24 protein-coding genes are annotated in these 25,341 nt (G+C 47.9%); 18 read left to right on the top strand and 6 right to left on the bottom strand.

Annotation, left to right across the window (positions count from 1 at the left end; genetic code table 11):
* Positions 1–29: 29 nt before the first annotated feature.
* From MKY62_RS19770 to MKY62_RS19760, 3 genes are all read right to left on the bottom strand, one after another.
* The gene (locus tag MKY62_RS19770) at positions 30–2,105 is read right to left on the bottom strand and encodes a transglycosylase domain-containing protein (protein WP_003186083.1); all 2,076 of its coding nucleotides are present in this window, start codon (positions 2,103–2,105) and stop codon (positions 30–32) included.
* 127 nt (positions 2,106–2,232) lie between these two features.
* Positions 2,233–2,682, bottom strand: coding sequence for a hypothetical protein (locus MKY62_RS19765; protein WP_223307063.1), 450 nt, complete (start codon positions 2,680–2,682; stop codon positions 2,233–2,235).
* Positions 2,673–2,954 (bottom strand): hypothetical protein, encoded by a 282-nt coding sequence (locus tag MKY62_RS19760; protein ID WP_009329794.1) that lies wholly within the window; start codon positions 2,952–2,954, stop codon positions 2,673–2,675. Before MKY62_RS19760 ends, MKY62_RS19765 begins: the two co-directional genes overlap by 10 nt.
* A gap of 254 nt (positions 2,955–3,208) precedes the next feature.
* Here MKY62_RS19760 and speE point away from each other — a divergent pair, with 254 nt between their 5' ends.
* The 4 genes from speE (at position 3,209) to argS (ending at position 7,219) form a co-directional block, all read left to right on the top strand.
* Positions 3,209–4,039 carry a spermidine synthase gene (gene speE / locus MKY62_RS19755; protein WP_003186080.1) on the top strand — a complete coding sequence of 277 codons (831 nt, stop codon included), beginning with the start codon at positions 3,209–3,211 and terminating at the stop codon, positions 4,037–4,039.
* A gap of 54 nt (positions 4,040–4,093) precedes the next feature.
* Positions 4,094–4,966, top strand: a complete 873-nt coding sequence (gene speB / locus MKY62_RS19750) for an agmatinase (RefSeq protein WP_003186079.1) — start codon at positions 4,094–4,096, stop codon at positions 4,964–4,966.
* A 157-nt stretch (positions 4,967–5,123) separates the two neighbouring features.
* On the top strand, positions 5,124–5,552 hold the full coding sequence (locus MKY62_RS19745; protein WP_011198397.1) for a DUF1934 family protein: 429 nt from the start codon (positions 5,124–5,126) through the stop codon (positions 5,550–5,552).
* Positions 5,549–7,219 carry an arginine--tRNA ligase gene (gene argS / locus MKY62_RS19740; protein WP_003186077.1) on the top strand — a complete coding sequence of 557 codons (1,671 nt, stop codon included), beginning with the start codon at positions 5,549–5,551 and terminating at the stop codon, positions 7,217–7,219. Before MKY62_RS19745 ends, argS begins: the two co-directional genes overlap by 4 nt.
* 84 nt (positions 7,220–7,303) lie before the next feature.
* On the opposite strand, the gene MKY62_RS19735 is transcribed toward argS, so the two are convergent.
* Together MKY62_RS19735 and cls are read right to left on the bottom strand one after the other, a co-directional pair.
* Complete coding sequence (locus MKY62_RS19735; RefSeq protein WP_003186076.1) at positions 7,304–7,570, bottom strand: hypothetical protein; 267 nt, start codon at positions 7,568–7,570, stop codon at positions 7,304–7,306.
* Between the two features lie 74 nt (positions 7,571–7,644).
* A complete protein-coding gene (gene cls, locus MKY62_RS19730) occupies positions 7,645–8,835 on the bottom strand; it encodes a cardiolipin synthase (protein ID WP_003186075.1) in 1,191 nt (396 codons plus the stop codon).
* Positions 8,836–8,984: 149 nt separating this feature from the next.
* On the opposite strand from cls, the gene MKY62_RS19725 reads away from it, so the two are divergent.
* From MKY62_RS19725 to MKY62_RS19685, 9 genes are all read left to right on the top strand, one after another.
* Positions 8,985–11,099 carry a heterodisulfide reductase-related iron-sulfur binding cluster gene (locus tag MKY62_RS19725; RefSeq protein WP_003186072.1) on the top strand — a complete coding sequence of 705 codons (2,115 nt, stop codon included), beginning with the start codon at positions 8,985–8,987 and terminating at the stop codon, positions 11,097–11,099.
* Positions 11,100–11,196: 97 nt separating this feature from the next.
* Positions 11,197–12,375: an acetyl-CoA C-acetyltransferase gene (locus MKY62_RS19720; protein ID WP_003186069.1), complete on the top strand. Its 1,179-nt coding sequence runs from the start codon at positions 11,197–11,199 to the stop codon at positions 12,373–12,375.
* A gap of 15 nt (positions 12,376–12,390) precedes the next feature.
* Positions 12,391–13,254, top strand: a complete 864-nt coding sequence (locus MKY62_RS19715) for a 3-hydroxybutyryl-CoA dehydrogenase (RefSeq protein WP_003186068.1) — start codon at positions 12,391–12,393, stop codon at positions 13,252–13,254.
* Between the two features lie 12 nt (positions 13,255–13,266).
* Positions 13,267–14,397 (top strand): acyl-CoA dehydrogenase family protein, encoded by a 1,131-nt coding sequence (locus MKY62_RS19710; protein ID WP_003186067.1) that lies wholly within the window; start codon positions 13,267–13,269, stop codon positions 14,395–14,397.
* Positions 14,398–14,418: 21 nt separating this feature from the next.
* Positions 14,419–15,558, top strand: a complete 1,140-nt coding sequence (locus tag MKY62_RS19705; RefSeq protein WP_003186066.1) for an acyl-CoA dehydrogenase — start codon at positions 14,419–14,421, stop codon at positions 15,556–15,558.
* A 2-nt stretch (positions 15,559–15,560) separates the two neighbouring features.
* Complete coding sequence (locus MKY62_RS19700) at positions 15,561–15,719, top strand: hypothetical protein (RefSeq protein ID WP_016885684.1); 159 nt, start codon at positions 15,561–15,563, stop codon at positions 15,717–15,719.
* A gap of 140 nt (positions 15,720–15,859) precedes the next feature.
* Positions 15,860–16,375 carry a DNA-directed RNA polymerase subunit delta gene (gene rpoE / locus MKY62_RS19695; protein ID WP_003186065.1) on the top strand — a complete coding sequence of 172 codons (516 nt, stop codon included), beginning with the start codon at positions 15,860–15,862 and terminating at the stop codon, positions 16,373–16,375.
* 254 nt (positions 16,376–16,629) lie between these two features.
* On the top strand, positions 16,630–18,237 hold the full coding sequence (locus MKY62_RS19690; RefSeq protein WP_003186064.1) for a CTP synthase: 1,608 nt from the start codon (positions 16,630–16,632) through the stop codon (positions 18,235–18,237).
* A gap of 109 nt (positions 18,238–18,346) precedes the next feature.
* Positions 18,347–19,509 (top strand): IS3 family transposase gene (locus tag MKY62_RS19685; RefSeq protein ID WP_144620601.1). Its coding sequence is split into 2 segments (ribosomal slippage): positions 18,347–18,623 and positions 18,623–19,509, totalling 1,164 coding nucleotides; the frame shifts between segments, so codons are not numbered across the junction.
* Between the two features lie 150 nt (positions 19,510–19,659).
* Here MKY62_RS19685 and MKY62_RS19680 read toward each other — a convergent pair.
* On the bottom strand, positions 19,660–20,190 hold the full coding sequence (locus tag MKY62_RS19680; protein ID WP_009329789.1) for a DUF2529 domain-containing protein: 531 nt from the start codon (positions 20,188–20,190) through the stop codon (positions 19,660–19,662).
* Positions 20,191–20,363: 173 nt separating this feature from the next.
* Here MKY62_RS19680 and MKY62_RS19675 point away from each other — a divergent pair, with 173 nt between their 5' ends.
* The 5 genes from MKY62_RS19675 (at position 20,364) to glpX (ending at position 25,248) form a co-directional block, all read left to right on the top strand.
* Entirely contained in the window at positions 20,364–20,741 is a 378-nt protein-coding gene (locus tag MKY62_RS19675; protein ID WP_085959535.1) for a response regulator, read from the top strand.
* 202 nt (positions 20,742–20,943) lie between these two features.
* Entirely contained in the window at positions 20,944–21,801 is an 858-nt protein-coding gene (locus MKY62_RS19670; RefSeq protein WP_003186061.1) for a class II fructose-bisphosphate aldolase, read from the top strand.
* A 232-nt stretch (positions 21,802–22,033) separates the two neighbouring features.
* Positions 22,034–22,669 (top strand): fructose-6-phosphate aldolase, encoded by a 636-nt coding sequence (gene fsa / locus MKY62_RS19665; protein ID WP_003186060.1) that lies wholly within the window; start codon positions 22,034–22,036, stop codon positions 22,667–22,669.
* 257 nt (positions 22,670–22,926) lie between these two features.
* Positions 22,927–24,216, top strand: coding sequence for a UDP-N-acetylglucosamine 1-carboxyvinyltransferase (locus MKY62_RS19660; protein WP_003186058.1), 1,290 nt, complete (start codon positions 22,927–22,929; stop codon positions 24,214–24,216).
* A gap of 66 nt (positions 24,217–24,282) precedes the next feature.
* Positions 24,283–25,248, top strand: a complete 966-nt coding sequence (gene glpX / locus MKY62_RS19655; RefSeq protein WP_003186056.1) for a class II fructose-bisphosphatase — start codon at positions 24,283–24,285, stop codon at positions 25,246–25,248.
* Positions 25,249–25,341: the final 93 nt, after the last annotated feature.

Here is a 25,341-nt window from a genome sequence, read left to right as displayed (position 1 = left end):
CGGGGGGTTCGTCTATCCCCCTAAAAAGTTTATTCTCCTTTTTTAAACCATTTTTCCCACCACTTTTGCCGCTTATGGGGGGGAGCGGCGGGCTTTTCGTGCCCGGCGTTTTGCTCCTTATAGATTTCCTTTCCATAGCAAACCTGCTCGGGTTCAGTACCTTTGATAAAATAAGCGAAATATTTGGACGGGCAGCTGGGCGCCGCCGCATAACCTGTAGCCGGGTCGATGTACATCCCTTTCACGCCTTCAGGCGGCATTAAAGCTGCGGCGGGCGCGTCTTCAAGCGCTTTTTCCATAAACTCAGCCCAAATTTGTTTGGCATAGTTTTTCTCTGCGACGGCATCGATTGTCCGCTCTTTGTCATATCCCGTCCACACGCCTGAAGCAAGACCGGGATAAAAGCCGATCATCCAGCTGTCGGTGCTGGTCGTTCCCGATTTTCCGGCGTATCGGCGCGTCAGCTGATCTGCGATCGTCCGGCCGGTAACAGATGTATAGCCGTTGAGTGATTTGTCGAACATCCCGCTCATCATGTTCGCCGTGATAAAAGCCGCTTTTGGGTCAAGGATTTGTTTGCTCCGCTTCGGTTTTTCATAAAGAACCTTCCCGTTCGGATCGGTAATTTTCGTAATAAAGGAAGGTTCGATTTTTTTCCCGCCGTTGGCAAACATGGCGTATCCGTTCACCATTTCAATCGGCTTCACAGGGGATGTTCCGAGCGCAAGCGACGGCACTTTTTGCAGCGGGCTGTTGATGCCGAATTGCTTTGCGGCATCAATCAGTTTGTCCATGCCGAGGAAAAGGTGGGTTTTCACGGCGTAAATGTTATCGGACAAAGCCAGTGCCTGCAGAAGCGTGATCGGACCGTCTGCATAATAGCCGTGATAGTTGCTCGGGGAATAAGCGCTGCCTTGCCCGAGCTCAAATGTCGTTTCCGCGCTCCTCATTCGGGTGGCCGGTGTAAAGCCGTTTTGAACCGCCGAATAATAAAGGAAAGGCTTCATGGTGGAGCCGGGCTGCCGCATAGCCTGCGTTACGCGGTTAAAAGGGCTTTTTTCGTAGTCGCGTCCTCCGACAAGCGCGAGAACGCTGCCGTCGGACGGGTTGATCGCTGCAAATCCCGCCTGAATGTCGGATGACGAATCTATCGTGTGTTCGATCGTATCCTCGGCAATTTTTTGGAGACGCGGGTTGAGCGTGGTGAATACGTTGTAGCCGCCTGTTTCCGCTTGCTCCGGCGTCAAACGCAGCAATCGCGAAATTTCTTTAACAGCTTCGTCATAAAAGTACGGAGCGGTTTTTTCGGTTGTTTGCTTATCCTGTTTTTCAAAGCGGAGCGGCATTTTTTTCAGTGCTGCCGCCTGCATTTCCGTCAGCTTGTTTTGTTTCTCCATCATTGTCAGGATCATTTCCTGGCGTTCTTTCGCTTTTTTTTCATTGACAAAGGGCGAATAAACTGAAGGACCCTTTGGAATGCCGGCAAGCATTGCAGCCTCCGCCGTATTGATATCTTTGGCCCGCTTGCCAAAATACAGCCGGGAAGCCGCTTCGATTCCGTATGCTCCATGCCCGTAATAAATCGTATTTAAATAGCCTTCCAAAATATCTTTCTTTGTGTAGTTTTGTTCAAGCCTTATCGTATAAAAAGCTTCATTCCACTTTCTTTTCCATGTTTTATCGTGGCCGAGGTAGAGGTTTCTCGCATATTGCTGGGTGATGGTGCTGGCTCCCTGAACTTTGGACATCGCCTTTAAATCGGCAATGAGGGCGCCGCCCATCCTCATATAGTCAAAGCCGTGGTGCCGGAAAAAGTTCCGGTCTTCAACGGCAAGCGTGGCATCGATGACTGCGGGATTGATGTTCTTCAGCGAAACCCAGTACCGCTTTTGCCCGTAATGCGTTTCCCCCATTTGCTTTCCGCTTCCGTCATACAGCACGGTAGACCTCGGCACCTGAATCGAAGGAGCGCCTTGCCATTTGGCCGCCAAGACCACCGTCATGACAACGATTGAAAGGAAGATCAGCATCAATGCTCCCATGAACAAAAATGCGCGTATCGTCTTGATGGTTAAACGGACCCGCTTGTCCGTCATTATGTCCATGTTCAAATCTCCTCCCGGATAAATAAAATGTTCTTATCATTATGAGGAAAAAGAGGAGGATTTAAACAAGCGGGAAGGAAAAAACGGCAGACCCTCTGCGGAGATTAAGACAGCAATATGAGGAATCCTATTTTTTGGCGGTCGCCACATATGAAATCAGCCATAATACGAAAACTGCACCTTCGCTGACTGATGCGGCCAGAATCGGGGAAGCTCCTGCTGCATGGATGGACAACAGCATGCCTTCCCCCGGGAGCAGCCCTTTAAAGGATATATTGAATTTGAAAAGGAGCATTAAACCCGAGGACCACGCAAGCGGCAGCCATAGAGCAAGCTGCTCTTTCTTTGCGATCAGCACTCCCGCCAAGCCGAGAAAAATCAGAAAGCAAAGCGACCACCAGTCAATGAACAGGCGTGAGACAACAAACCAGAGGGGAGAACCCGACAGCTCAAAAAAAGGATGAACATTCTCCGCACCGTAGCCGCCGAATGTAAACCAGCCGATGGCCGCACTCCAAAACAGCAGGCAGATCATCACAAAAGCAGAAACGGTGCAGCCGAGCAAAATCAACGGCAACACCGTTCTGTTTGTTGCAATTGCACCTGCTGAACGCCGCATCCATTCGCTGTGCCGTAGAACAAACAGGCTGCGGACAGGACAGCGACCATATGCATCAAATAAACAGATCCGCTGACTTCGAGAAGCCAATCCGGCAAAGACGGAACGGCAGCCTCCCGGATATAAACGGGGCTGAAAAACAAAACGGCCGCTCCGATCAGAAAAAATATCAATAAAAACCTTTTCCGGCGGCTGGTTATATACAATTTGAGCAGTTGTTTGCTCTGCAAATGAGAACACCTCCAAAAGCGCACAGTATGCACATCTGTGCTTAGCTTAGCCATTATAAAAGAAAAATCGGCGATTGGGAATATAATGGACTTGGAATGACTCCTGAAAATGAATCGATCCGTCTTTACAATCACCTGCAATTCCTCTATACTTTTTCCTTAGGCAAAAGCCGATGCTTCAGTGCAGAATAATCGCCGCCGCAGGCGAGAAAAATAGATTGAAATACAGCTTATCACGAAAGGAAGATGACGCTTTGAGCGGACTTTGGTATACAGAGAAGCAAACGAAAAATTTCGGTATTACAATGAAAATCAACAGGACTTTACATACAGAGCAGACAGATTTTCAAAAGCTCGAAATGGCCGAGACTGAAGAATTCGGCAACATGCTGTTTTTGGACGGCATGGTCATGACATCTGAAAAAGATGAATTTGTCTACCACGAAATGGTGGCGCACGTGCCCCTGTTTACGCATCCGAATCCTGAGCATGTGCTTGTGGTCGGCGGCGGAGACGGCGGCGTTATCCGTGAAATTTTGAAGCATCCGAGCGTGAAAAAAGCGACGCTTGTCGATATTGACGGCAAGGTGATCGAATATTCCAAGAAATTCTTGCCTTCCATTGCAGGCAAACTTGACGATCCGCGCGTCGAAGTAAAAGTCGATGACGGCTTCATGCACATTGCCCAATCTGAAAATGAGTACGATGTCATCATGGTGGATTCAACCGAGCCAGTAGGGCCTGCTGTCAACTTGTTTACAAAAGGCTTTTACGCCGGCATAGCAAAAGCGCTAAAGGAAGACGGCATTTTCGTTGCTCAGACGGACAACCCTTGGTTTACACCTGAACTGATCACAAACGTTCAGCGCGATGTAAAAGAGATCTTCCCGATTACAAAGCTGTATTTGGCCAACATTCCGACATATCCAAGCGGATTGTGGACGTTTACGATCGGTTCGAAAAAATACGATCCTCTTGAAGTGGAGGACAGCCGCTTCTTTGATATTGAGACGAAATACTACACAAAAGAAATTCATAAAGCGGCATTCGTCCTTCCGAAATTCGTCAGCGATTTAATCAAATAAAACAGTTTGGCGCAGGATGGCATTCTGCGCTTTTTTTCAGGGAGGTTTTTGAAGATGAGATTTGATGAAGCATATTCCGGCAAGGTGTTTATCGCAAGCCGCCCCGATTGGGAAGAGGCGGACGCCATCCTTTACGGCATGCCGATGGATTGGACGGTCAGCTACCGTCCCGGCTCCCGCTTCGGTCCGGCGAGAATCCGCGAGGTGTCCATCGGACTTGAAGAATACAGCCCTTATTTGGACAGGGAGCTGGAAGAGGTTCATTTCTTTGACGCCGGCGACATCCCGCTGCCTTTCGGGAACCCGCAGAAGAGCCTCGACATGATTGAAGAATATGTCGACAGCATTTTAGATAAAGGAAAATTCCCGCTCGGTATGGGGGGAGAGCATCTCGTTTCATGGCCGGTCATTAAAGCGATGTACAAAAAATATCCCGATCTTGCCATCATCCATATGGATGCGCACACAGATCTCCGCGTCGACTATGAAGGAGAGCCGCTCTCGCATTCGACGCCGATCCGTAAAGCCGCGGAACTGATCGGACCCGGCAATGTCTATTCATTCGGCATCCGCTCCGGCATGAAAGAAGAATTTGAATGGGCAAAAGAAAACGGCATGCACATTTCTAAATTTGAAGTGCTTGAGCCGCTTAAAGCCGTCCTGCCGAAACTCGCGGGGCGTCCGGTTTATGTGACGATCGACATCGATGTCTTAGATCCCGCGCATGCGCCGGGAACCGGTACGGTTGACGCCGGAGGCATCACATCCAAAGAGCTGCTCGCTTCGATTCACGAAATCGCCCGCTCAGACGTCAATGTCGTTGGAGGAGACCTTGTCGAAGTCGCTCCTGTCTATGACCATTCGGAACAAACCGCAAATACGGCAAGCAAGCTGATTCGCGAAATGCTGCTCGGCTGGGTGAAATAAAACAGGCTGTCCTTTTTTCAGGACGGCTTTTTTCTTAGAAAATGGTTTATCTTCCCGTCCGTTCTGTTAAGATGATATAAAGGAGCTGCGGTTGAACTTTTTTTCCCGAATGATTATACTAATCAAGTCAAATCGGATCGAAAAAGGAAGTGTCGGAATGGATCAGGAGACACCCGTTCATATCTATGTGAAATCTGTTATCCGGGAAGGATCGGACACGGAGACGATCGAGTTCCGGACAACTGGATTTTATTATATGAAAAAAGATAAAATATATCTTTCTTATCATGAAGAGCATGATGCTGGAAAGGTGAAGACGATCGTCAAGGCAAGTGAAAACGAAGTTCTGGTCATGCGTTCCGGCGCCATCGAAATGAAACAGCGCTTCAGGCCGGGCAGCCGCACCGTCACTCATTATAAAATGCCATTCGGCAGACTCGAGCTCGGCGTGGATACTAAAGCTGTATCAGTCACACATCAGCCGCCGGACGGAAAGATCAGCATTGAGTACGATATGATTGTAAGCGATGAACAAAAGCATTTACATAAGATGTCGATTTCGTATAGAGGAGGACACGAGTCATGAACATAGTCGAACAAATGAAAGATGTGCTGAAGCAGGAAATTAAGGAAGCTGTCATGAAAGCCGGCCTCGCCGAAGAAAGCGAGATTCCAGAAGTCGTACTGGAAGTTCCGAAAGACAAGTCGCATGGCGACTATTCCACTAATATGGCTATGCAGCTGGCGAGAATCGCCAAAAAAGCGCCGCGGAATATTGCCGAAGAAATCGTCGCATCCTTTGACAAAGGAAAAGCGTCGATCGACAAACTTGATATCGCAGGACCTGGCTTTATCAATTTCTACATGAACAATCAATATTTAACGAAGCTGATTCCGGCTGTGCTTGAAGCAGGAGAGGCCTACGGTGAAACAAATATCGGGGGCGGGGAACGCGTCCAGGTGGAATTCGTCTCAGCAAACCCGACGGGCAACCTGCACCTTGGACATGCCCGCGGAGCCGCTGTCGGAGATTCCCTCTGCAATGTACTTGAAAAAGCGGGGTATGAAGTGAGCCGCGAATATTATATCAACGATGCCGGCAATCAAATCAACAACCTCGCGTTATCCGTCGAAGCCCGTTACTTTCAGGCGCTTGGAAAAGATAAGCCGATGCCTGAAGACGGGTATCACGGCGAAGATATTAAGGAAATCGGCCAAAAGCTCGCCGACGAATTCGGCGATCGTTTTGTTCATGAAGAAGAGAGCGAACGCCTCGCGTTTTTCCGCGAATACGGCTTAAAGTACGAATTGGGCAAACTTCGTGAAGACCTGGAGAATTTCCGTGTCCCATTTGATGTCTGGTACTCTGAGACATCGCTTTACCAAAACGGAAAGATCGATCAGGCGCTCGAAGCCCTTCGCGAAAAAGGGCATATCTATGAAGAAGACGGAGCGACATGGTTCCGCTCGACGGCGTTCGGCGATGACAAAGACCGCGTGCTGATCAAAAAAGACGGATCCTACACGTATCTTCTGCCTGACATCGCTTATCACAAAGACAAGCTTGACCGCGGCTTCCAAAAGCTGATCAATGTATGGGGAGCAGACCATCACGGCTATATCCCGCGCATGAAAGCGGCTATTGAAGCGCTCGGTTATGACAAAGAAACGCTTGAGGTCGAGATCATTCAGCTCGTCCACCTTTACAAAAACGGCGAAAAAATGAAAATGAGCAAAAGAACCGGAAAAGCCGTCACAATGCGCGATCTTATTGATGAGGTCGGCCTTGACGCTGTGCGTTACTTCTTTGCGATGCGCAGCGCCGATACCCATATGGACTTTGACCTTGATCTGGCCGTCTCAACATCTAATGAGAATCCAGTTTACTACGCGCAGTACGCCCATGCGAGAATTTGCAGCATGCTGCGCCAAGGCGAAGAAAAAGGCATTTCTTTTGAAGGGAACCTTGATCTTACGAAGATCGGTTCTGAGAAAGAGTATGATCTGCTTAAAGTGATCGGCTCGTTCCCTGAGGCCGTCGCTGATGCCGCAGAGAAGCGGATTCCGCACCGCATTACAAACTATATTTTTGAATTGGCATCTGTGCTTCACAGCTTTTACAATGCTGAGAAAGTCCTCGATCCGGCAGATGAAGAAAAAAGCCGGGCCCGTTTATCATTGATGAAAGCAACGCAAATCACATTAAATAATGCCCTCAAGCTGATCGGCGTATCAGCGCCTGAAAAAATGTAAAACGAATCCCCCGTCCATTGAACGGGGGATTTTTTCTTGATTTGGTGAGGAGGCGTCTCGCAAAGGAAGAACTTCCGCCTTCCCTTATTGAACTTGAGCGTCAGAAAGAATCGATTGTGCTTTTTTTACTAATTCCTGCGCCATTTTCCCTTCGATGACAATCAGGCACTCATTTTCGCGATTGGCCATTCTGAACATTTCCAGCTCAATTAAATCTTTGATTTTGCACATCGTTTTTCTTGAGCATATATATAGCTGATGTCTGGCTGAGCGGCAAAGCTTGTACAGCTCAATCAAGTTTTTTAACGTCATCGATTGGGCGCGGAGTTTAATCGACTCTGCTTGGTTCATCGTACATCCCCTCCGTATGTAATCATCACTTTGGTGAAATGTTACCCGCATGTCATGCAGGATAAACGTACGTTTTATAAAAAGAATGAAATCGATTTCGCCAGCCATTCGACGGGCCGCTGCATCACCGGCCGCTTCGCATACCGCTCCTTTGTCAGAAGCTCGGCGTGTTCAATGCTTTCCTTGACGACGTCGAAGAATTGCTTTGTCCAGTCTTTATCATGGATGACGACATTCACTTCATCATTGAGAAACAGGCTCCTGTTGTCAAAATTCGATGTTCCGATCATCACATGCCGGTCATCGACGATTAATGCTTTTGCATGATAAAAGCCTCTGTAGTACCGGTAAATATAGCAGCCCGCTTTTAAAAGGGCTGGAAAGTGCGTGTAGGCGGCCTCTTTGACAAGCGGATGATCGGGTTTCATCGGCACGAGAACCGACACGATCACGCCCCTTTCCCTGGCTGAGAGAACAGCCTGCTGCAAAGCCGGGCTCGGAATATAGTACGGCGTGCAAATCATGATTCTTTCTTTTGCCTGTTCGATAAATGAAATGTATTTTTCCTCTAGAGAAAATCCCTTTGTCGCATGGGTTGTATGGGTGACAGCTCCTTGCTGCAGCGGCGGAAATACGCTGTTGGCCGGCTTTGCCTGCGGCGCTTCTCTTTTGAAGTCCGATATAAAAATGTGCTGCAAGTCGGCAACGCCTTCTCCCGTCATTCGCAAATGGTAATCCTTCCACGGTCCGAATTCCGCTTTTTTACCAAGGTATTCTTTCGCGATGTTAAATCCGCCCACATAGCCGATCTTTCCGTCTATGACGGCGATTTTTCGATGATTCCTCGCATTCAGCCGGTAAAAGAAATAGGGGAAGCCCGGCTTGTTGGCGAAAAAAACGTGCACACCGCTTTGTTTCAGGCCGGAGAGCGTTTTTTTCTTCACCTTCATCGCGCCGATCCGGTCGATCAGCAATCGTACGCATACGCCGGATTTCGCTTTATCCTTCAGCACCTTCAAAAATTCAAGGCTGATGTCATCGTTCTTCACAATATAAAACATGACATGCACCGACGATTCGGCCTGGCGGATGTCATCCAGCAGCCGCTCACACAAGTCTTCTCCATTATGAATCAGTTCAATATCGCTTTTCTTCTCTGAAAAAACGGGCTCGTAGGCTTTCTTCTCAAAGGCTTTGCGGCCAAAATGGAAATCGAGCGCAAGAAGCAGGATGAGAAAACATACCATAATCATAAGCGGCACCAATGAAGACACTCCCTTTTTTCGTGTAAAGAATAGTGTCCCCCTATTTTCCTGCATTTATGAAAATATATTGACTGAACACTCATTCATTATTTAAGATAAAGGTAGTTCAAGGGGATTTAAGGTTGGGGAAATGAAAGGGGGAGCAGCTGATGAATGTCTTGCTGTCGTTGAATTTCATTGCGTTTTTAGGTGTAACCGTTTACGCCGTTTATCTGTTCGTCTATTTGATCAGAACGAGAATCAGTTACATCAGGCTCGGACAAAAAGAGGATTTTGATAAGCGGACGAAGGAGCGCCTTCAAAAGATATGGGAGAACGTGTTCGGCCAAAAGAAACTGCTTAAAGATAAAAAAAGCGGCATCATCCATGTCATGTTTTTTTACGGCTTTATTCTCGTTCAGTTCGGAGCGATCGATTTTATTTTGAAAGGGCTCGTTCCTGATCAAGGTCTTCCGCTTGGCGGCGTCTACCCGGCGTTTACGTTTTTTCAGGAAATCGTCACACTGATGATTTTAATTGCGGTAGTCTGGGCTTTTCACAGGCGGTATATAGAAAAACTCGTCAGGCTGAAGCGCAATTTTAAGTCGGGGATCGTGCTCATGCTGATCGGCGGCTTGATGTTTACCGTTTTACTCGGAAACGGTATGAACATGATCTGGCATGAACATTCATTATCATGGCACGAACCGATGGCATCAGGCATCGCTTTTGCCTTCGGCTTTATGGGGGAAACCGCTTCAGCGGCAGTGTTCTACGCGGCGTGGTGGGCGCACCTTCTCATCCTGCTGACATTTTTAGTCTATGTACCGCAGTCAAAGCACGCCCACTTAATTGCCGGACCGGCAAACGTATTTTTCAGCCGGCTGACAAACCCGGGAAAGCTTCAAAAAATCGATTTTGAAGATGAAACAAAAGAAACGTTCGGCGTCGGACGGATCGAGGAATTCAGGCAGTCCCAGCTGATCGACCTTTACGCATGCGTGGAATGCGGGCGCTGTACCAATATGTGCCCGGCTACAGGAACAGGCAAGATGCTTTCGCCGATGGATCTGATTTTGCGGCTCAGAGACCATTTGACAGAAAAGGGAGCAGCAGTGACATCGAGAACGCCTTGGGTACCCGCACCGCTCTTTCAGCATACGAAAGGCAACCAGCTGGCCATGGCGGCAGGGGGAGAAGGGTCAAGGGAAGCGGCTGCTTCAGAACTTTACAACCCGAGCTTAATCGGCGACATCATCACAGAAGAAGAAATTTGGGCCTGCACAACATGCCGGAATTGTGAAGATCAGTGCCCGGTCATGAATGAGCACGTCGATAAGATCATCGATCTCCGCCGCTATCTCGTGCTCACAGAAGGAAAAATGGATGCAGATGCCCAACGCGCCATGACGAGCATTGAAAGGCAGGGGAACCCTTGGGGATTAAACCGAAAAGAACGTGAAAACTGGCGTGATATAAGAGACGATGTTGAGGTGCCGACAGTAAAAGAAATGAAGAAAAAAGGCGAGTCCTTTGAATACCTGTTTTGGGTCGGGTCGATGGGATCGTATGACCGGAGAAGCCAGAAGATCGCCATGGCTTTCGCTCGCCTCCTCAATCAAGCCGGGGTCACGTTCGCGATATTAGGCAATAAAGAAAAAAATTCAGGCGATACGCCGAGACGGCTTGGCAACGAGTTTTTATTCCAGGAGCTAGCTGCAAAAAACATTGAGGAATTTGAAAAAAATGATGTTCAAAAAATTGTAACTATCGACCCGCATGCATACAATATTTTCAAAAATGAATATCCTGATTTTGGTCTGAAAGCGGAAGTTTATCATCATACAGAAATTCTTGCTGCCCTCATTGAAGAAGGAAAGCTGAAACCTGAGTTTCCGGTTCACGAAACCGTCACCTTTCATGATTCATGCTATTTGGGCCGCTACAACGAGGTTTACGATCCGCCGCGCGCTATTCTCCGCTCCATTCCGGGCATCCGTTTAGCGGAAATGGAGCGCAGCCGTGAAAACGGAATGTGCTGCGGAGCGGGGGGCGGCCTCATGTGGATGGAGGAAGAGGCGGGCGCGAGGATCAACGTTGCCAGAACGGAGCAGGCGCTCAGCACATCACCTTCTGTCATCAGCTCGGGCTGTCCTTACTGTTTGACGATGCTCGGCGACGGAACAAAAGCCAAGGAATTGGAGGATCAGGTCGGCACGTATGATGTAGCGGAGCTGCTTGAACGCGCCGTATTCGGGTCAGAGCAAAAAGAACATGCCTCATAGACGGATTTCAGGTTTTAAATAAAGAAGGTGTGAGCCGGATCTCCGCCTTCTTTTATCTTCGGTATGTACAAATCATGATAAGGGGAGAGGATGTCAGGTGGCGAGATCAGTTATTGCAGGCGGCGCACGCACGCCTTTTGGAAAACTCGGGGGCGCGCTTCAGTCAAAGACGGCTGCGGAGCTCGGCGGAATCGCCGTAAAAGAGGCATTAAAACGTTCCGGTGTAAATCCTGAGGATGTCGATGAAGTCATCATGGGCTCCGTACTTCAAGGCGGACAGGGGCAGCTGCCGTCGAGGCAGGCCGCGCGTTTTGCGGGACTCCCGTGGGACGTCAAAACGGAAACGATTAATAAAGTGTGCGCTTCAGGTTTAAGAAGCGTCACAATGGCGGATCAGATCATCAGGGCCGGTGATGCGGAGGTCATTGCCGCCGGAGGTATGGAATCGATGTCAAACGCCCCTTATTTGCTTCAAAAAGCGAGGTGGGGGCTGAGGATGGGAGACGGGGCGGTTAAAGATTTGATGATCGCAGACGGGCTGACATGCTCATTTACGGGCGTTCACATGGGCTCCTACGGAAATGCCGCTGCGAAAGAGTTGGAGATTGCTAGGGAAGAGCAGGATCGGTGGGCGCTCAGGAGCCACATGCGAGCCGTACACGCTGCGGATTCAGGCGCGCTAGGAGAAGAGATCGTCCCGGTCAGCATCCAAGAGAAGCGGGGCGGCGAATTAACGGTCGATCAAGATGAAGCACCGCGGCGCGACACGTCAATGGAAAGGCTGTCAAAGCTTGCCCCGGTTTTTGACCATAATGGGACAATTACGGCGGGAAACGCGCCGGGGGTAAATGATGGGGCATGCTCACTTATCGTGATGAATGAAGACAAGGCAAAGGAACTCAATGTGAAGGCGCCGGCCGTCATTAAAGCGCACACATCAATTGCAGTCGAAGCAAAAGACTTTCCGAAAACCCCCGGGCTTGTCATCAGAGAACTGCTTAACAAAACGGGAGCTGAGCTTTCTGATATCAAACTGTTTGAAATCAATGAAGCTTTCGCTGCGGTTGCTTTGGCAAGCGGAAAGATCGCGGGTCTTGACATGGAGAAGGTCAATGTCAACGGCGGCGCCATTGCGATCGGCCATCCGATCGGCGCGAGCGGAGCAAGAATCATTTTAACGCTTATGTACGAATTAAAACGGCGCGGCGGCGGTATAGGGATTGCTGCCATTTGCAGCGGCGGCGGCCAGGGAGACGCCGTGATGATCGAGGTATAAAAAGGGGGATTTCAGATGAAAAAAGACACGATCATGGTCATCGGAGCCGGCCAGATGGGGTCCGGGATCGCTCAGGTCTCTGCCCAGGCCGGATACAATGTTTACATGTATGACGTATCACCTGAACAAATTGAAAAAGGAATGAAGCGCATTTCCGGCCAGCTTTTCAGACAGGCGGAAAAAGGCAAGCTGCCGCATGAAGATGTGAAGCAAATCTACCAGCGCCTTTCTCCGTCGGCTGCGCTCGACGAAGCGCGGGAAGCTTTTCTCATCATTGAAGCGGCTGTTGAACAAATGGACGTAAAAAAAGACATTTTCACGCGGCTTGATGAAGTGACCGAAGACTCAGCGATATTGGCATCAAATACATCGTCCCTGTCGATTACGGAACTTGCTGCCGTCACAAAAAAACCTCATAACGTCATCGGCATGCATTTTATGAACCCGGTTCCCGTCATGCAGCTTGTCGAAGTCATCAGGGGGCTTGAGACGAGCGGCGAAACATATGAAACCGTCGTGGCTGCGGCGGAGCGGATGAACAAGGTTCCGATAGAGGTGCGGGATTTCCCGGGATTTATCTCCAACCGCATCTTAATGCCGATGATTAATGAGGCGGTTTTTGCACTTTATGAAGGCATCGCCGAGAAAGAAAGCATAGACGGAATCATGAAGCTTGGCATGAACCATCCGATGGGCCCGTTGGCTCTCGCCGATCTGATCGGTCTGGATACGTGTCTGTATATTATGGAGACGCTGCATGAAGGCTTTGGCGACGATAAGTACAGGCCTTGTCCGCTCCTTAAACAATATGTCAGCGCAGGACGACTCGGAAAGAAAACGGGCAGAGGGTTTTATACGTATGAAAAGCAGCCGACATAAGGAGGGGTGAGCTTGAATTTTCAGTTTACAGAAGAGCAGACCCGCATGCAGAAGGTTGTAAGGGATTTTGTCAAACAGGAGGTCGCTCCTTTTGTACCTGAAATGGAAAAAGGCCGTTTTCCAACCTCTCTTTTGAAGAAAATGGCGGAGCGCGGCTGGATGGGGCTTCCGATACCGGCTAAGTACAACGGGGCCGGTCATGACTTTATCACCTATATGATGACCATACATGAGCTGTCAAAGAAAAGCGCCGTTCTTGGTGCGGTTCTATCTGTACACACGTCAATTGTCACCATTCCCATTCTTTTAAACGGTAATGAGCGGCAAAAAGAGCACTACGTTAAAAAGCTGGCAGCAGGGCAGTACTTGGGAGCTTTTTGTTTAACCGAACCGAGTGCCGGTTCCGATGCGGGCAGTCTAAAAACTAGGGCCGAAAAGCGCGGCGATACCTATGTGCTGAACGGAACGAAAGTTTTTATTACAAACGGCGGAGCCGCGGACATTTATCTTGTTTTCGCTTCAACCGATCCGGAGGCGGGAACGGGAGGCATTTCCGCTTTTATCGTGGAGAAGGGCACGCCGGGCTTTTTCATCGGAAAAAATGAAGAGAAAATGGGGCTCCACGGTTCGCTAACGGTCACTTTAAATTTTGATAACGCTGTCATTCCCGCCCGGCAGCTGCTGGGGGAGGAAGGAATGGGATTCAAAATTGCCCTGTCCAACCTGGATACCGGCCGGATCGGAATTGCGGCGCAGGCTCTGGGTATCGCCGAGGGAGCGCTTTCTGAAGCCGTTCAATTTCTAAAAAAACGGTATCCGGACGGAGAGCTGTATAAGAACGGCCAAGCGCTTGCCTTTAAGCTGGCCGACATGGCGGCGAGGACAGAGGCGGCCAGGCTTCTCGTCTACCAGGCCGCCTCGTTGAAACAGCAAGGCATGCAGACGGGGAAAGCTGCTTCAATGGCCAAATTGTTCGCTTCGGAAACGGCGATGTATGTCGCCGGAGAGGCCGTGCAGCTGCTCGGAGATTTCGGATACACAAAGGATTTCAGCGCTGAACGATATTTCAGGGATGCGAAAGTGTGTGAAATTTATGAGGGCACGAGCGAGATCCAGCGGATCGTCATCGGTAAACATTTATAAGGTGTCAAAGGGGGAAAAAGGATGATCTTTAAGCTGAGTGAAGAGCACCAAATGATACAGAAGATGGTGCGCGACTTTGCCCATCACGAGGTGGAGCCGACTGCGAAAGAGCGGGATGAGGAAGAGCGGTTTGACATGGAACTGTTTGCAAAAATGGCGGAATTGGGGCTCACGGGTATACCGTGGCCAGAGGAATACGGGGGAATCGGCAGCGACTATCTCGCCTACGTCATCGCGGTTGAAGAGCTTTCGAAAGTCTGCGCCTCAACGGGTGTCACCTTGTCTGCCCATACATCGCTTGCGGGCTGGCCGATTTATGCATTTGGAACAGAAGAACAGAAACAGGAATATTTAAAGCCGATGGCCCGCGGCGAAAAGATAGGAGCCTACGGATTGACGGAGCCCGGTTCAGGCTCCGATGCCGGCGGCATGAAAACGACCGCAGAAAAAAAAGGCGATGAATATATTTTGAACGGGACGAAGATCTTTATCACAAACGGCGGAATCGCGGACTTCTACATCGTGTTTGCCAACCTTGCCCCGGAACAGAAACACAAAGGCACAACCGCCTTTATCGTTGAAAAGGACTTCCCCGGCTTTTCTGTCGGAAAAAAAGAGAGGAAACTGGGCATCCGTTCATCACCGACAACCGAAATCATCTTTCAGGACTGCCGCGTGCCTTTAAAAAACCGCCTTGGCGGGGAAGGTGAAGGCTTTAAAATCGCGATGAAGACGCTCGATGGAGGCAGAAACGGAATTGCCGCTCAAGCCGTCGGGATTGCCCAGGGCGCATTTGAGGCGGCGAAGGCGTATGCGAAAGAGCGGAAGCAATTCGGCAGGCCGATCGCCGAGCAGCAGGGCATCGCTTTTAAACTGGCTGATATGGCGACGGAGATTGAAGCTTCAAGGCTTTTAACCTACCAGGCGGCATGGCTGGAATCAGAAGGACTGCCTTATGGAAAGGCTTCTGCCATGTCAAAGCTTTACGCAGGGGATACGGCCATGAAAGTGACGACGGAGGCCGTGCAAATATTCGGCGGGTACGGCTACACAAAGGATTATCCGGTCGAGCGCTTTATGCGCGATGCAAAAATCACACAGATCTATGAAGGTACGCAGGAAATTCAGAAGCTCGTCATTTCGAGAATGCTGATGAAATAAGGGTGGAAAATCGCCGTCTGGCCCGGCTTGATCTGCCGCCGGCGGACAGGCTGCCGGCGCAGTTTTTTTGTTTTGAAGGGGCCGGACGCTCCCGGCTGTTCTATGTTTCAATCCCGCTTGCCGCCGATTTCCAATGCAACCGGCAAAAATTATTGAATTAACGGGAATAAAGGTGGCATAAAGTGATTTCTTTTGTTTATAATGAGAGGTATGGTTTGTCGTAAAGACAGGGATTACATGCTTATTTTCTATGACAGAGATAGTAGATACATACATGAAGATAGAAAGGGAGTGTCTGGCGATGAGTTTGAAACAATACTCAGAGGAGCAGCTAAAGGAAATGGCTTTAGTTGAAATCGCATACGAAATTTTCTCGGAACACAAAAAACCGATTACATTCCAGGAGCTAACAGATCAAGTGGCTTCCTTGCTTGGAATGGGGAAAGAAGAGCTGGAAGACCGCATCGCCCAGTTCTACACAGATTTAAATATCGACGGACGCTTTTTGGCGCTGTCAGACCAAACGTGGGGCCTGCGCAGCTGGTATCCGTATGATCAGCTTGATGAAGAAACCCAGCCGACTGTAAAAGCGAAAAAGAAAAAAGCGAAAAAAGCGGTTGAAGAAGATCTTGATCTTGACGAATTCGAAGAAATCGACGAGGATGATATTCTTCTTGACGATGTCGAAGAAGATTTGGACATTGACGCCGATGAATTCGATGAAATCGATGAAGCCGACGATGATGAGCTGGATGATCTTGAAGACGAGATCCTGGATGATGATGAAGATTTTGATGAAGAGGAAGACGAAGAGTAATTGCCTTCTGAACGGAATTCATGTTTAAATCGATCTTGACTTTCACAGGCGAACTAGGTAGTATGTATTTTGGGCTCTTCAAAACGAAGAGATTCGAGTGATACGGACTATCAGCTCCCTTTCAAGAAATTGAAAGGGAGCTTTCTTGTTTTTCCGCCTCCTAATCATTTAAATCATTTAGAAAAGATCTAAATGATTTTTCATAAAAAGAGCATTTTAAGAAATAAGCGTTAATCGAAGAGAGGGGTACAGAAATGACAAAATATATCTTTGTAACCGGAGGAGTTGTATCCTCGCTTGGAAAAGGAATTACGGCGTCTTCGCTCGGCCGCCTGCTGAAGAACAGAGGTTTGAATGTCACCATTCAAAAATTTGACCCGTATATCAACGTAGACCCGGGTACGATGAGCCCGTATCAGCACGGTGAAGTGTTTGTAACCGACGACGGTGCGGAAACGGATCTTGACCTCGGCCATTATGAGCGCTTTATCGACATCAATTTAAATAAATACAGCAACGTGACAACAGGAAAAATCTATTCCACGGTGCTGAAAAAAGAGCGCAGAGGCGATTATTTAGGCGGAACCGTACAGGTAATACCTCATATCACAAATGAAATTAAAGACCGTGTATTCCGCGCCGGAAAAGAAACGCACGCTGATGTCGTAATCACTGAAATCGGCGGAACCGTCGGTGACATCGAATCGCTGCCGTTTCTTGAAGCGATCCGCCAGATCAAGAGCGATGTCGGCCGCGACAATGTGATGTACATCCATTGTACGCTTGTTCCATATCTTAAAGCGGCGGGAGAAATGAAAACAAAGCCGACTCAGCACAGCGTAAAAGAACTGCGCAGCCTCGGCATTCAGCCAAATGTCATCGTCGTGAGAACAGAAATGCCGATTTCTCAGGACATGAAAGATAAAATCGCGCTCTTCTGCGACATTGATCCTAAAGCCGTCATCGAGGCTGGAGATGCGGATACGCTCTACTCCATTCCTCTCGACCTTCAAAAACAAGGCCTGGACAGCCTGGTTTGCAGCCACTTGAAGCTGGATTGCAGAGAAGCCGATATGGAAGAGTGGAAAGAACTCGTCAAAAAGGTGAAAAATCTGTCCAAAACGGTAACAATCGCTTTGGTCGGTAAATACGTTGAGCTCCCGGATGCTTACATTTCAGTTGTAGAATCGCTTCGCCATGCGGGTTATGCGTTTGATGCAGACATTCAAGTTAAATGGATCAATGCGGAAGAAGTGACGGAAGACAACGTTGCCGATCTTGTTCAAAATGCGGACGGTATTCTTGTTCCGGGCGGATTCGGAGACCGCGGTGTTGAAGGGAAAATCACGACAGTCAAATATGCCCGCGAACAAAAGATTCCGTTCTTCGGCATTTGCCTCGGAATGCAGGTGGCATCGATTGAATACGCGAGAAACGTGCTCGGCCTTGAAGGAGCGCACTCAGCCGAAATCGATCCGTCTACACCGTATCCGATTATCGACCTTCTCCCTGAACAAAAGGACATTGAAGACCTCGGCGGAACACTGCGCCTCGGACTTTATCCGTGCAAGCTTCAAGAAGGATCGAAAGCATATCAGGCATATGAAAATGAAGTGGTGTATGAACGCCACCGCCACCGCTACGAATTCAACAATGAGTTCAGACAGCAGATGGAAGAAGCCGGTTTTGTATTTTCCGGGACAAGCCCTGACGGCCGTCTCGTAGAAATTATCGAGCTTAAAGACCATCCATGGTTTGTCGCGTCTCAGTTCCATCCTGAATTTACGTCAAGACCGACAAGACCTCAGGCTCTGTTCAGAGACTTCGTACATGCTTCGCTAAAGACTTCGGAAAAGCTGTAAAAAAGAAAAAGCCTGCCGGCAAATTGGAGAGACCCAAATAAATGAGACAAGGAAAAAACACCCCCTGAATCGTATTAATACAATATGATTCTTAGGAGGGTGTTTTTCTATGGGCACAAGAGTACATTACGCAGAAGAAGTAAAATGGGAAGTAATTAAAATGAAACAAGCTGGAATGACAAACAAAGAAATAATGGAACAACTGGGGATAAAAAATAAGACTCAAATTAAAACATGGATGCGATGGTACAAAACAGGCCAAACCTATCGATTTTCGCAACAAGTTGGAAAACAATATTCCTACGGTAAAGAATCGGAGGAAATGAGTGAGCTAGAAGAATTAAAACTAAAGAATAAACAGCTAGAGGCTCAATTGGCAATTATAAAAAAGTACCAGGAGATCGAAAGGAGTTGGAGCCACGAGTCATTGTCCAAGTTGTAGAAGAACTCTCAGCCACTTTTAAAATAATTGATATTCTTGGAGTATTAGGCATACCTAAGTCAACATATTACCGTTGGAAAAAGAAGTATAAAAAAGTTGAGCTAACTTCATTAGAAGAGCTAGTAATCAAGCTGTGTAAGAAAAACTTCTATCACTATGGTCATCGTAAAATTAAATCCATCTTAAACAGAAAGTATGGGATAAATGTAAACCGCAAAACTGTACAAAAAATTATGCAAAAGTTTGAGATTCAGTGTCAAGTTAAGAAGAAGCGACAAAAGTACATTTGTGGTGAGAGTAATATTATTGTGCCGAACACTCTCAATCGTAATTTTAAAGCAAGCCGATTAAATGAAAAATGGGTAACCGACATTACCTACTTACCTTATGGCTCGACTATGTTATATTTATCAACGATTATGGACTTATATAACAACGAAATAGTGGCTTACAAAATAGGTACGAGCCAAGATATTAACCTAGTATTAGACATATTGAGGGAAGCTGTAGAATTACGTAAACCAGTAGGGTTACTTCTTCATAGCGACCAGGGATCTGTCTATACTTCACATGCATATCAGAATTTGGCCAAAGAAAAAGGCATTACCACAAGCATGTCTCGAAAAGGAAACTGCCATGATAATGCCGTCATTGAATCCTTTCACTCCTCGCTAAAGTCGGAAGGATTTAACGCTCAAAGTAGAGCATCTATATCCAATTCTAAAGTAGTACAAATTGTAAATCAATACATGTATCGATATAATCATGTACGAATTCAGGCAAAATTAAACTACCTGTCCCCACTGGAATACAGGGGACAGGCAGCATAGGTGTTTTTTCTAAGTCTCATTTTAACGGGTCAGTTCAAAATCACGCCGGCGGGCTTTTTTGGGCTCTTTCTGATGATAATGGCGGCCCGAACTGGTACTATATTCATTAGGCCGGCCTCACGTCACTAATTTCCTTTAGGCAACCCTGTTTTATTGGTATTCCTGGAGGATTTCCTTTAATGTAAAGGATAGGGCATGATAAATATAGAGGCTGACCATCAGGGACGGAAATCCGTACCTTGTTCCGTCTTCATCGGGAAGAAGCGGCATTCTCAGCTTTGAATCGATATGGACATCGGCGAAGGATGCGATCGGGACGCCGTCTTTTCCCGAAGGGGAGACGACAACAAGTCCGATTCCTTTTTCATACAGTTTTTCCGCCATTTTCAGTTCTTCGTCATCCGCTGAACCGGCGCAGAACATCAGCACTTTGTCCGTCATTTCAAAATCGGGCCAGTTTTCTTCGTCCTTCTGCAGCGGTTTGACTGAGGGGAACGGTTCAGAACTGTACATCGCTTCTTTCAAAATGCCTTCCAATTCATTTTTTCCGTATACATAAACCGAATGATCACTGATGACCGCCTGAGCCAACAAGCGGGCGCCGTCCTCTATCGATTGGGCCTCGCCCTCTTGAATCCGGTTGAAGATTCCCGTCAATTGAGTGGTGAAAATTTTAAGCAAGGTGACTCCTCCTTTTTTACTGACTATCATTATATAACAAAAGAGAATAATGGGAAAAATCCTCTAAATATGTCGCAAACTTAAATATTTTAATTAAAGGAAAAGAGAAAAACAAAACAGAATAGATAAACTACTGCTTAATTTTGGCGAAAATTATAAATATAGAGGTGTAAATCATGAATGAGAAGATTTTAATCGTAGACGACCAGTACGGGATTCGGGTTCTGCTGAATGAAGTTTTCAATAAAGAAGGGTACAAAACCTTCCAGGCCGCAAACGGGATTCAAGCGCTTGACATTGTGAAAAACCAGCGCCCCGACCTCGTTCTGCTCGATATGAAAATCCCCGGAATGGACGGAATTGAAATTTTAAAAAGAATGAAGATCATAGACGAGGGGATCCGCGTCATCATCATGACGGCCTACGGAGAGCTCGACATGATCCAGGAATCGAAGGAGCTCGGAGCCCTGACACACTTTGCTAAGCCTTTTGACATCGACGAAATCCGCGATGCCGTCAAAACGTATCTGCCCATAAAGTCCAACGGATAGCGGAAAAGTTTTTGATGTTGTCACAGTCACAATGTTGCCGATTTGTTGATTAATTGTTATTCTATATAAGTAGAGAAAAGCTGTCTAACGTTTTTTAAAAAACAAAACATTTTACATATGGCGGATTTTTCTGGTCATGCTAGGTAGGTGTGGAGGCTTTTTTCGCAAAAGCAAATCAGGCTACATAAGGAGGACTTTCGACATGCCTTTAGTATCAATGACGGAAATGTTGAATAAAGCAAAAGAAAACGGATATGCTGTCGGACAATTTAACTTAAATAACCTTGAGTTCACTCAAGCGATTTTACAAGCCGCTGAAGAAGAGAAATCTCCTGTTATCCTCGGTGTATCAGAAGGTGCGGGACGCTATATGGGCGGTTTTAAAACCGTTGTTGCAATGGTTAAAGCGCTGATGGAAGAATACAACGTAACAGTGCCTGTTGCGATTCACTTAGACCACGGTTCAAGCTTTGAATCCTGTGCAAAAGCGATTCATGCGGGATTCACTTCCGTTATGATCGACGCTTCTCACCATCCTTTCGAGGAAAACGTTGCGACGACTTCAAAAGTTGTTGAGCTCGCTCATTTCCACGGCGTATCAGTTGAAGCTGAGCTTGGAACTGTAGGCGGACAGGAAGACGACGTAATTGCAGATGGCGTCATCTACGCGGATCCTAAAGAGTGCCAAGAGCTTGTTGAGCGCACAGGAATCGACTGCCTTGCTCCTGCATTAGGTTCTGTTCACGGTCCTTACAAAGGCGAACCAAACCTTGGATTTAAAGAAATGGAAGAAATCGGAAATACAACTGGTCTTCCGCTCGTACTTCACGGCGGTACAGGCATTCCGACTGCCGACATTAAGAAAGCTATTTCTTTAGGTACGGCAAAAATCAACGTCAACACTGAAAACCAAATCGCTTCCGCGAAAGCTGTTCGCGAAACGCTGGCTGCGAAGCCTGAAGAGTATGATCCGCGCAAATACCTCGGACCTGCACGCGAAGCTATCAAAGAAACAGTTATCGGCAAAATGCGCGAATTTGGTTCTTCAAACAAAGCATAATGACGATTGGAAAAGCATCTGTTTTCCCGCAAAGCCGGGGAAACAGGATGTTTTTCTGGTGTTTTAGAGGGAAGTGCTGTTAACACATGCCATGTGACGGCATGAGGCTCTTTTGCTTCCCGTTCAGTCAAAAAAGCCGCCTGATAGCGACAGGCGGTTTTATCCATATCATCCGGAAAGCGCAAACAAGTTCCACAGTTCAGACATTTTCATGACAGGAGGTTTTATCAATATGCTGTTTTTTATTGATACTGCAAATTTAGACGAAATTAAAGAGGCGCACGCTCTCGGCGTGCTTGCGGGAGTTACGACAAATCCTAGTTTAGTAGCAAAAGAAAACATTTCGTTTCATGACCGTCTGCGTGAAATTACCGAAGTGGTTTCTGGGTCAGTCAGCGCCGAGGTTATTTCTCTGAAGGCTGAAGAGATGATTGAAGAAGGAAAAGAGCTTGCGAAAATCGCGCCGAATATTACGGTGAAAATTCCGATGACGCCTGACGGCCTGAAAGCTGTTAAAGCATTAACCGATCTCGGAATTAAAACGAACGTCACACTGATCTTCAGCGCAAATCAGGCGCTTCTTGCCGCAAGAGCAGGAGCTACGTATGTTTCCCCGTTCCTGGGACGCCTTGACGATATCGGCCACAACGGCCTCGACTTGATCAGTGAAATTAAACAAATTTTCGATGTGCACGGTTTGGACACGCAAATCATCGCCGCGTCCATCCGCCATGCGCAGCATGTGACTGAGGCCGCGCTCAGGGGAGCTCATATCGGCACGATGCCTCTCAAAGTCATTCACCAGCTTACAAAGCACCCGCTTACTGATAAAGGGATCGAACAGTTTTTGGCTGACTGGAATAAATAATTGCTTCATGTGGGTGGCAAGTGGAGGGACTCCCTCCGTTTGTCACCATTTTGTCTTACAAAGAGAAATGAATGTTTTGCAGAAGAGAACCTTGCCGCAGTCTGCTTCGCTACTTTTCTTCCCGATAAATTTGAAATGTGTTGTATTCTTTCTCTTTTAATTGGATAGATTTTGAAATGAACCATTTATTTTGAGTTTGAAGGAAATCTCATTATGAAGCGCTCCATTAGCTATCTTCTTTAAGGAAGGAGACGATCATGGAAAAGTTAAATATAGCTGGCGGCGATCCTCTCAATGGCACAGTACATATAAGCGGAGCGAAAAACAGCGCTGTCGCTCTCATACCTGCGACGATTTTGGCTGATTCGACGGTTACGCTTGAAGGCCTTCCCCATATTTCAGACATTTTGACGCTTCGCGATCTGCTGAGAGAGATCGGCGGAAACGTTCACTTTGAAAAGGGAGAAATGGTCGTTGATCCTGCGCCGATGATCAGCATGCCTTTGCCGAATGGAAAAGTGAAACAGCTTCGGGCTTCTTATTACTTAATGGGCGCGATGCTAGGACGCTTTAAGAAAGCGGTCATCGGCCTTCCAGGCGGCTGCCACCTTGGTCCGAGACCGATTGATCAGCATATCAAAGGTTTTGAGGCGCTCGGAGCCGAAGTGACAAACGAACAGGGTGCGATCTATCTGCGTGCGGAGGAATTAAAAGGCGCGCGCATTTATCTTGATGTCGTCAGTGTTGGAGCAACGATCAACATCATGCTTGCCGCCGTGCTTGCCAAAGGCAGAACCGTAATTGAAAACGCTGCGAAAGAACCTGAGATTATCGATGTTGCCACTCTTTTAACAAGCATGGGAGCAAAAATAAAAGGCGCCGGTACGGACGTCATCCGCATCGAAGGCGTTGAATCGCTTCACGGGTGCAGACACTCGATTATTCCGGACCGGATCGAAGCCGGCACTTTCATGATTGCAGCTGCTTCCATGGGACAAGAAGTGCTGATTGATAATGTAATTCCGACGCATTTGGAATCGTTAATCGCCAAGCTCCGCGAAATGGGGGTTCGAATCGAAGAAAGCAGCGAGCAGATTTTAATGGTCGGCGGACAGAAAGAGCTGAAACCGGTCGATTTGAAAACGCTCGTATACCCCGGCTTTCCGACCGATCTGCAGCAGCCGATGACATCGCTTTTAACGAAGGCAAACGGGACGAGCGTTGTCACTGACACCATTTACTCCGCTCGCTTCAAACATATTGACGAGCTGAGACGCATGGGTGCGTCGATGAAGGTTGAAGGAAGATCGGCGATCATTACCGGGCCAGCTCCTTTGCAGGGCGCCAAGGTGAAAGCGAGTGATCTTCGGGCGGGAGCATGTCTCGTTGTTGCCGGTCTAATGGCGGAAGGTGTCACGGAAATCACCGGTTTGGAGCACCTTGACAGAGGCTACAGTCAGCTTGAAGAAAAGCTGACAAAGCTCGGGGCCACTGTCTGGCGCGAAAAATTGACAGACCAGGAAATTGAACAGCTGCAAAACTCGTGATCGACAAATGCTGTTATAGATAAAACATAAAACGATTTCATATGGGTGAGAGGAGATTAGATAGGAATGGAAAGAAGCTTATCGATGGAACTTGTTCGTGTGACAGAAGCGGCTGCGCTAAAGTCAGCGCGCTGGATGGGAAGAGGTAAAAAAGACGAAGCCGACGACGCTGCGACAAGCGCCATGAGGGATGTGTTTGACACCATTCCTATGAAGGGAACGGTGGTAATCGGAGAAGGGGAAATGGACGAAGCGCCGATGCTTTATATTGGAGAAAAGCTCGGCAACGGCTACGGCCCTCGAGTAGACGTAGCAGTAGACCCTCTCGAAGGGACGAACATCGTCGCTAGCGGCGGATGGAACGCTCTCGCAGTCATTGCGGTGGCTGATCACGGAAACCTGCTGAATGCGCCTGACATGTATATGGATAAAATCGCTGTAGGTCCTGAAGCTGTAGGCTGCATCGATATTGAAGCGCCTGTGATTGATAACTTGAAAGCTGTGGCAAAAGCAAAGAATAAAGATGTGGAAGATGTTGTAGCCACGATTTTGAACCGTCCGCGGCATGAGAAAATCATCCATGAGCTTCGCGAAGCAGGCGCCAGAATCAAGCTGATCAATGACGGGGACGTGGCCGGTGCGATTAACACCGCTTTTGATCATACAGGCGTCGATATTTTATTCGGCTCAGGAGGCGCTCCGGAAGGCGTACTCTCGGCTGTTGCACTCAAAGCTCTCGGAGGGGAAATTCACGGAAAGCTTCTTCCTCAAAGTGAGGAAGAACTGAGACGCTGTGAAAAGATGGGGCTTGATACGGGCAAAGTGCTCCGCATGGAAGACCTCGTCAAAGGAGACGATGCGATTTTCGCCGCAACTGGCGTCACAGACGGAGAGCTCCTGAAAGGCGTGCAATTCAAAGGATCTGTTGGAACGACCCACAGCGTAGTCATGAGGGCAAAATCCGGTACGGTACGGTTTGTGGACGGAAGACACAGTCTCAAGAAAAAACCTAACCTAGTCATCCGGCCATAAGGAAAAGGAAAAGCGGGGATATAAACGACCCGCTTTTCCCTTGTATTTCACTTCACGAATTGAATCAAGGTTCATACTCTGATACAATAGCTA

The sequence above is a fragment of the Bacillus sp. FSL R7-0646 genome (genome assembly GCF_037969865.1).
In the GTDB taxonomy this organism is placed as follows: domain Bacteria; phylum Bacillota; class Bacilli; order Bacillales; family Bacillaceae; genus Bacillus; species Bacillus licheniformis.
The sequence above is the reverse complement of the archived record's forward strand: the minus strand, read 5'-3'. Positions and strand labels throughout refer to the sequence as shown.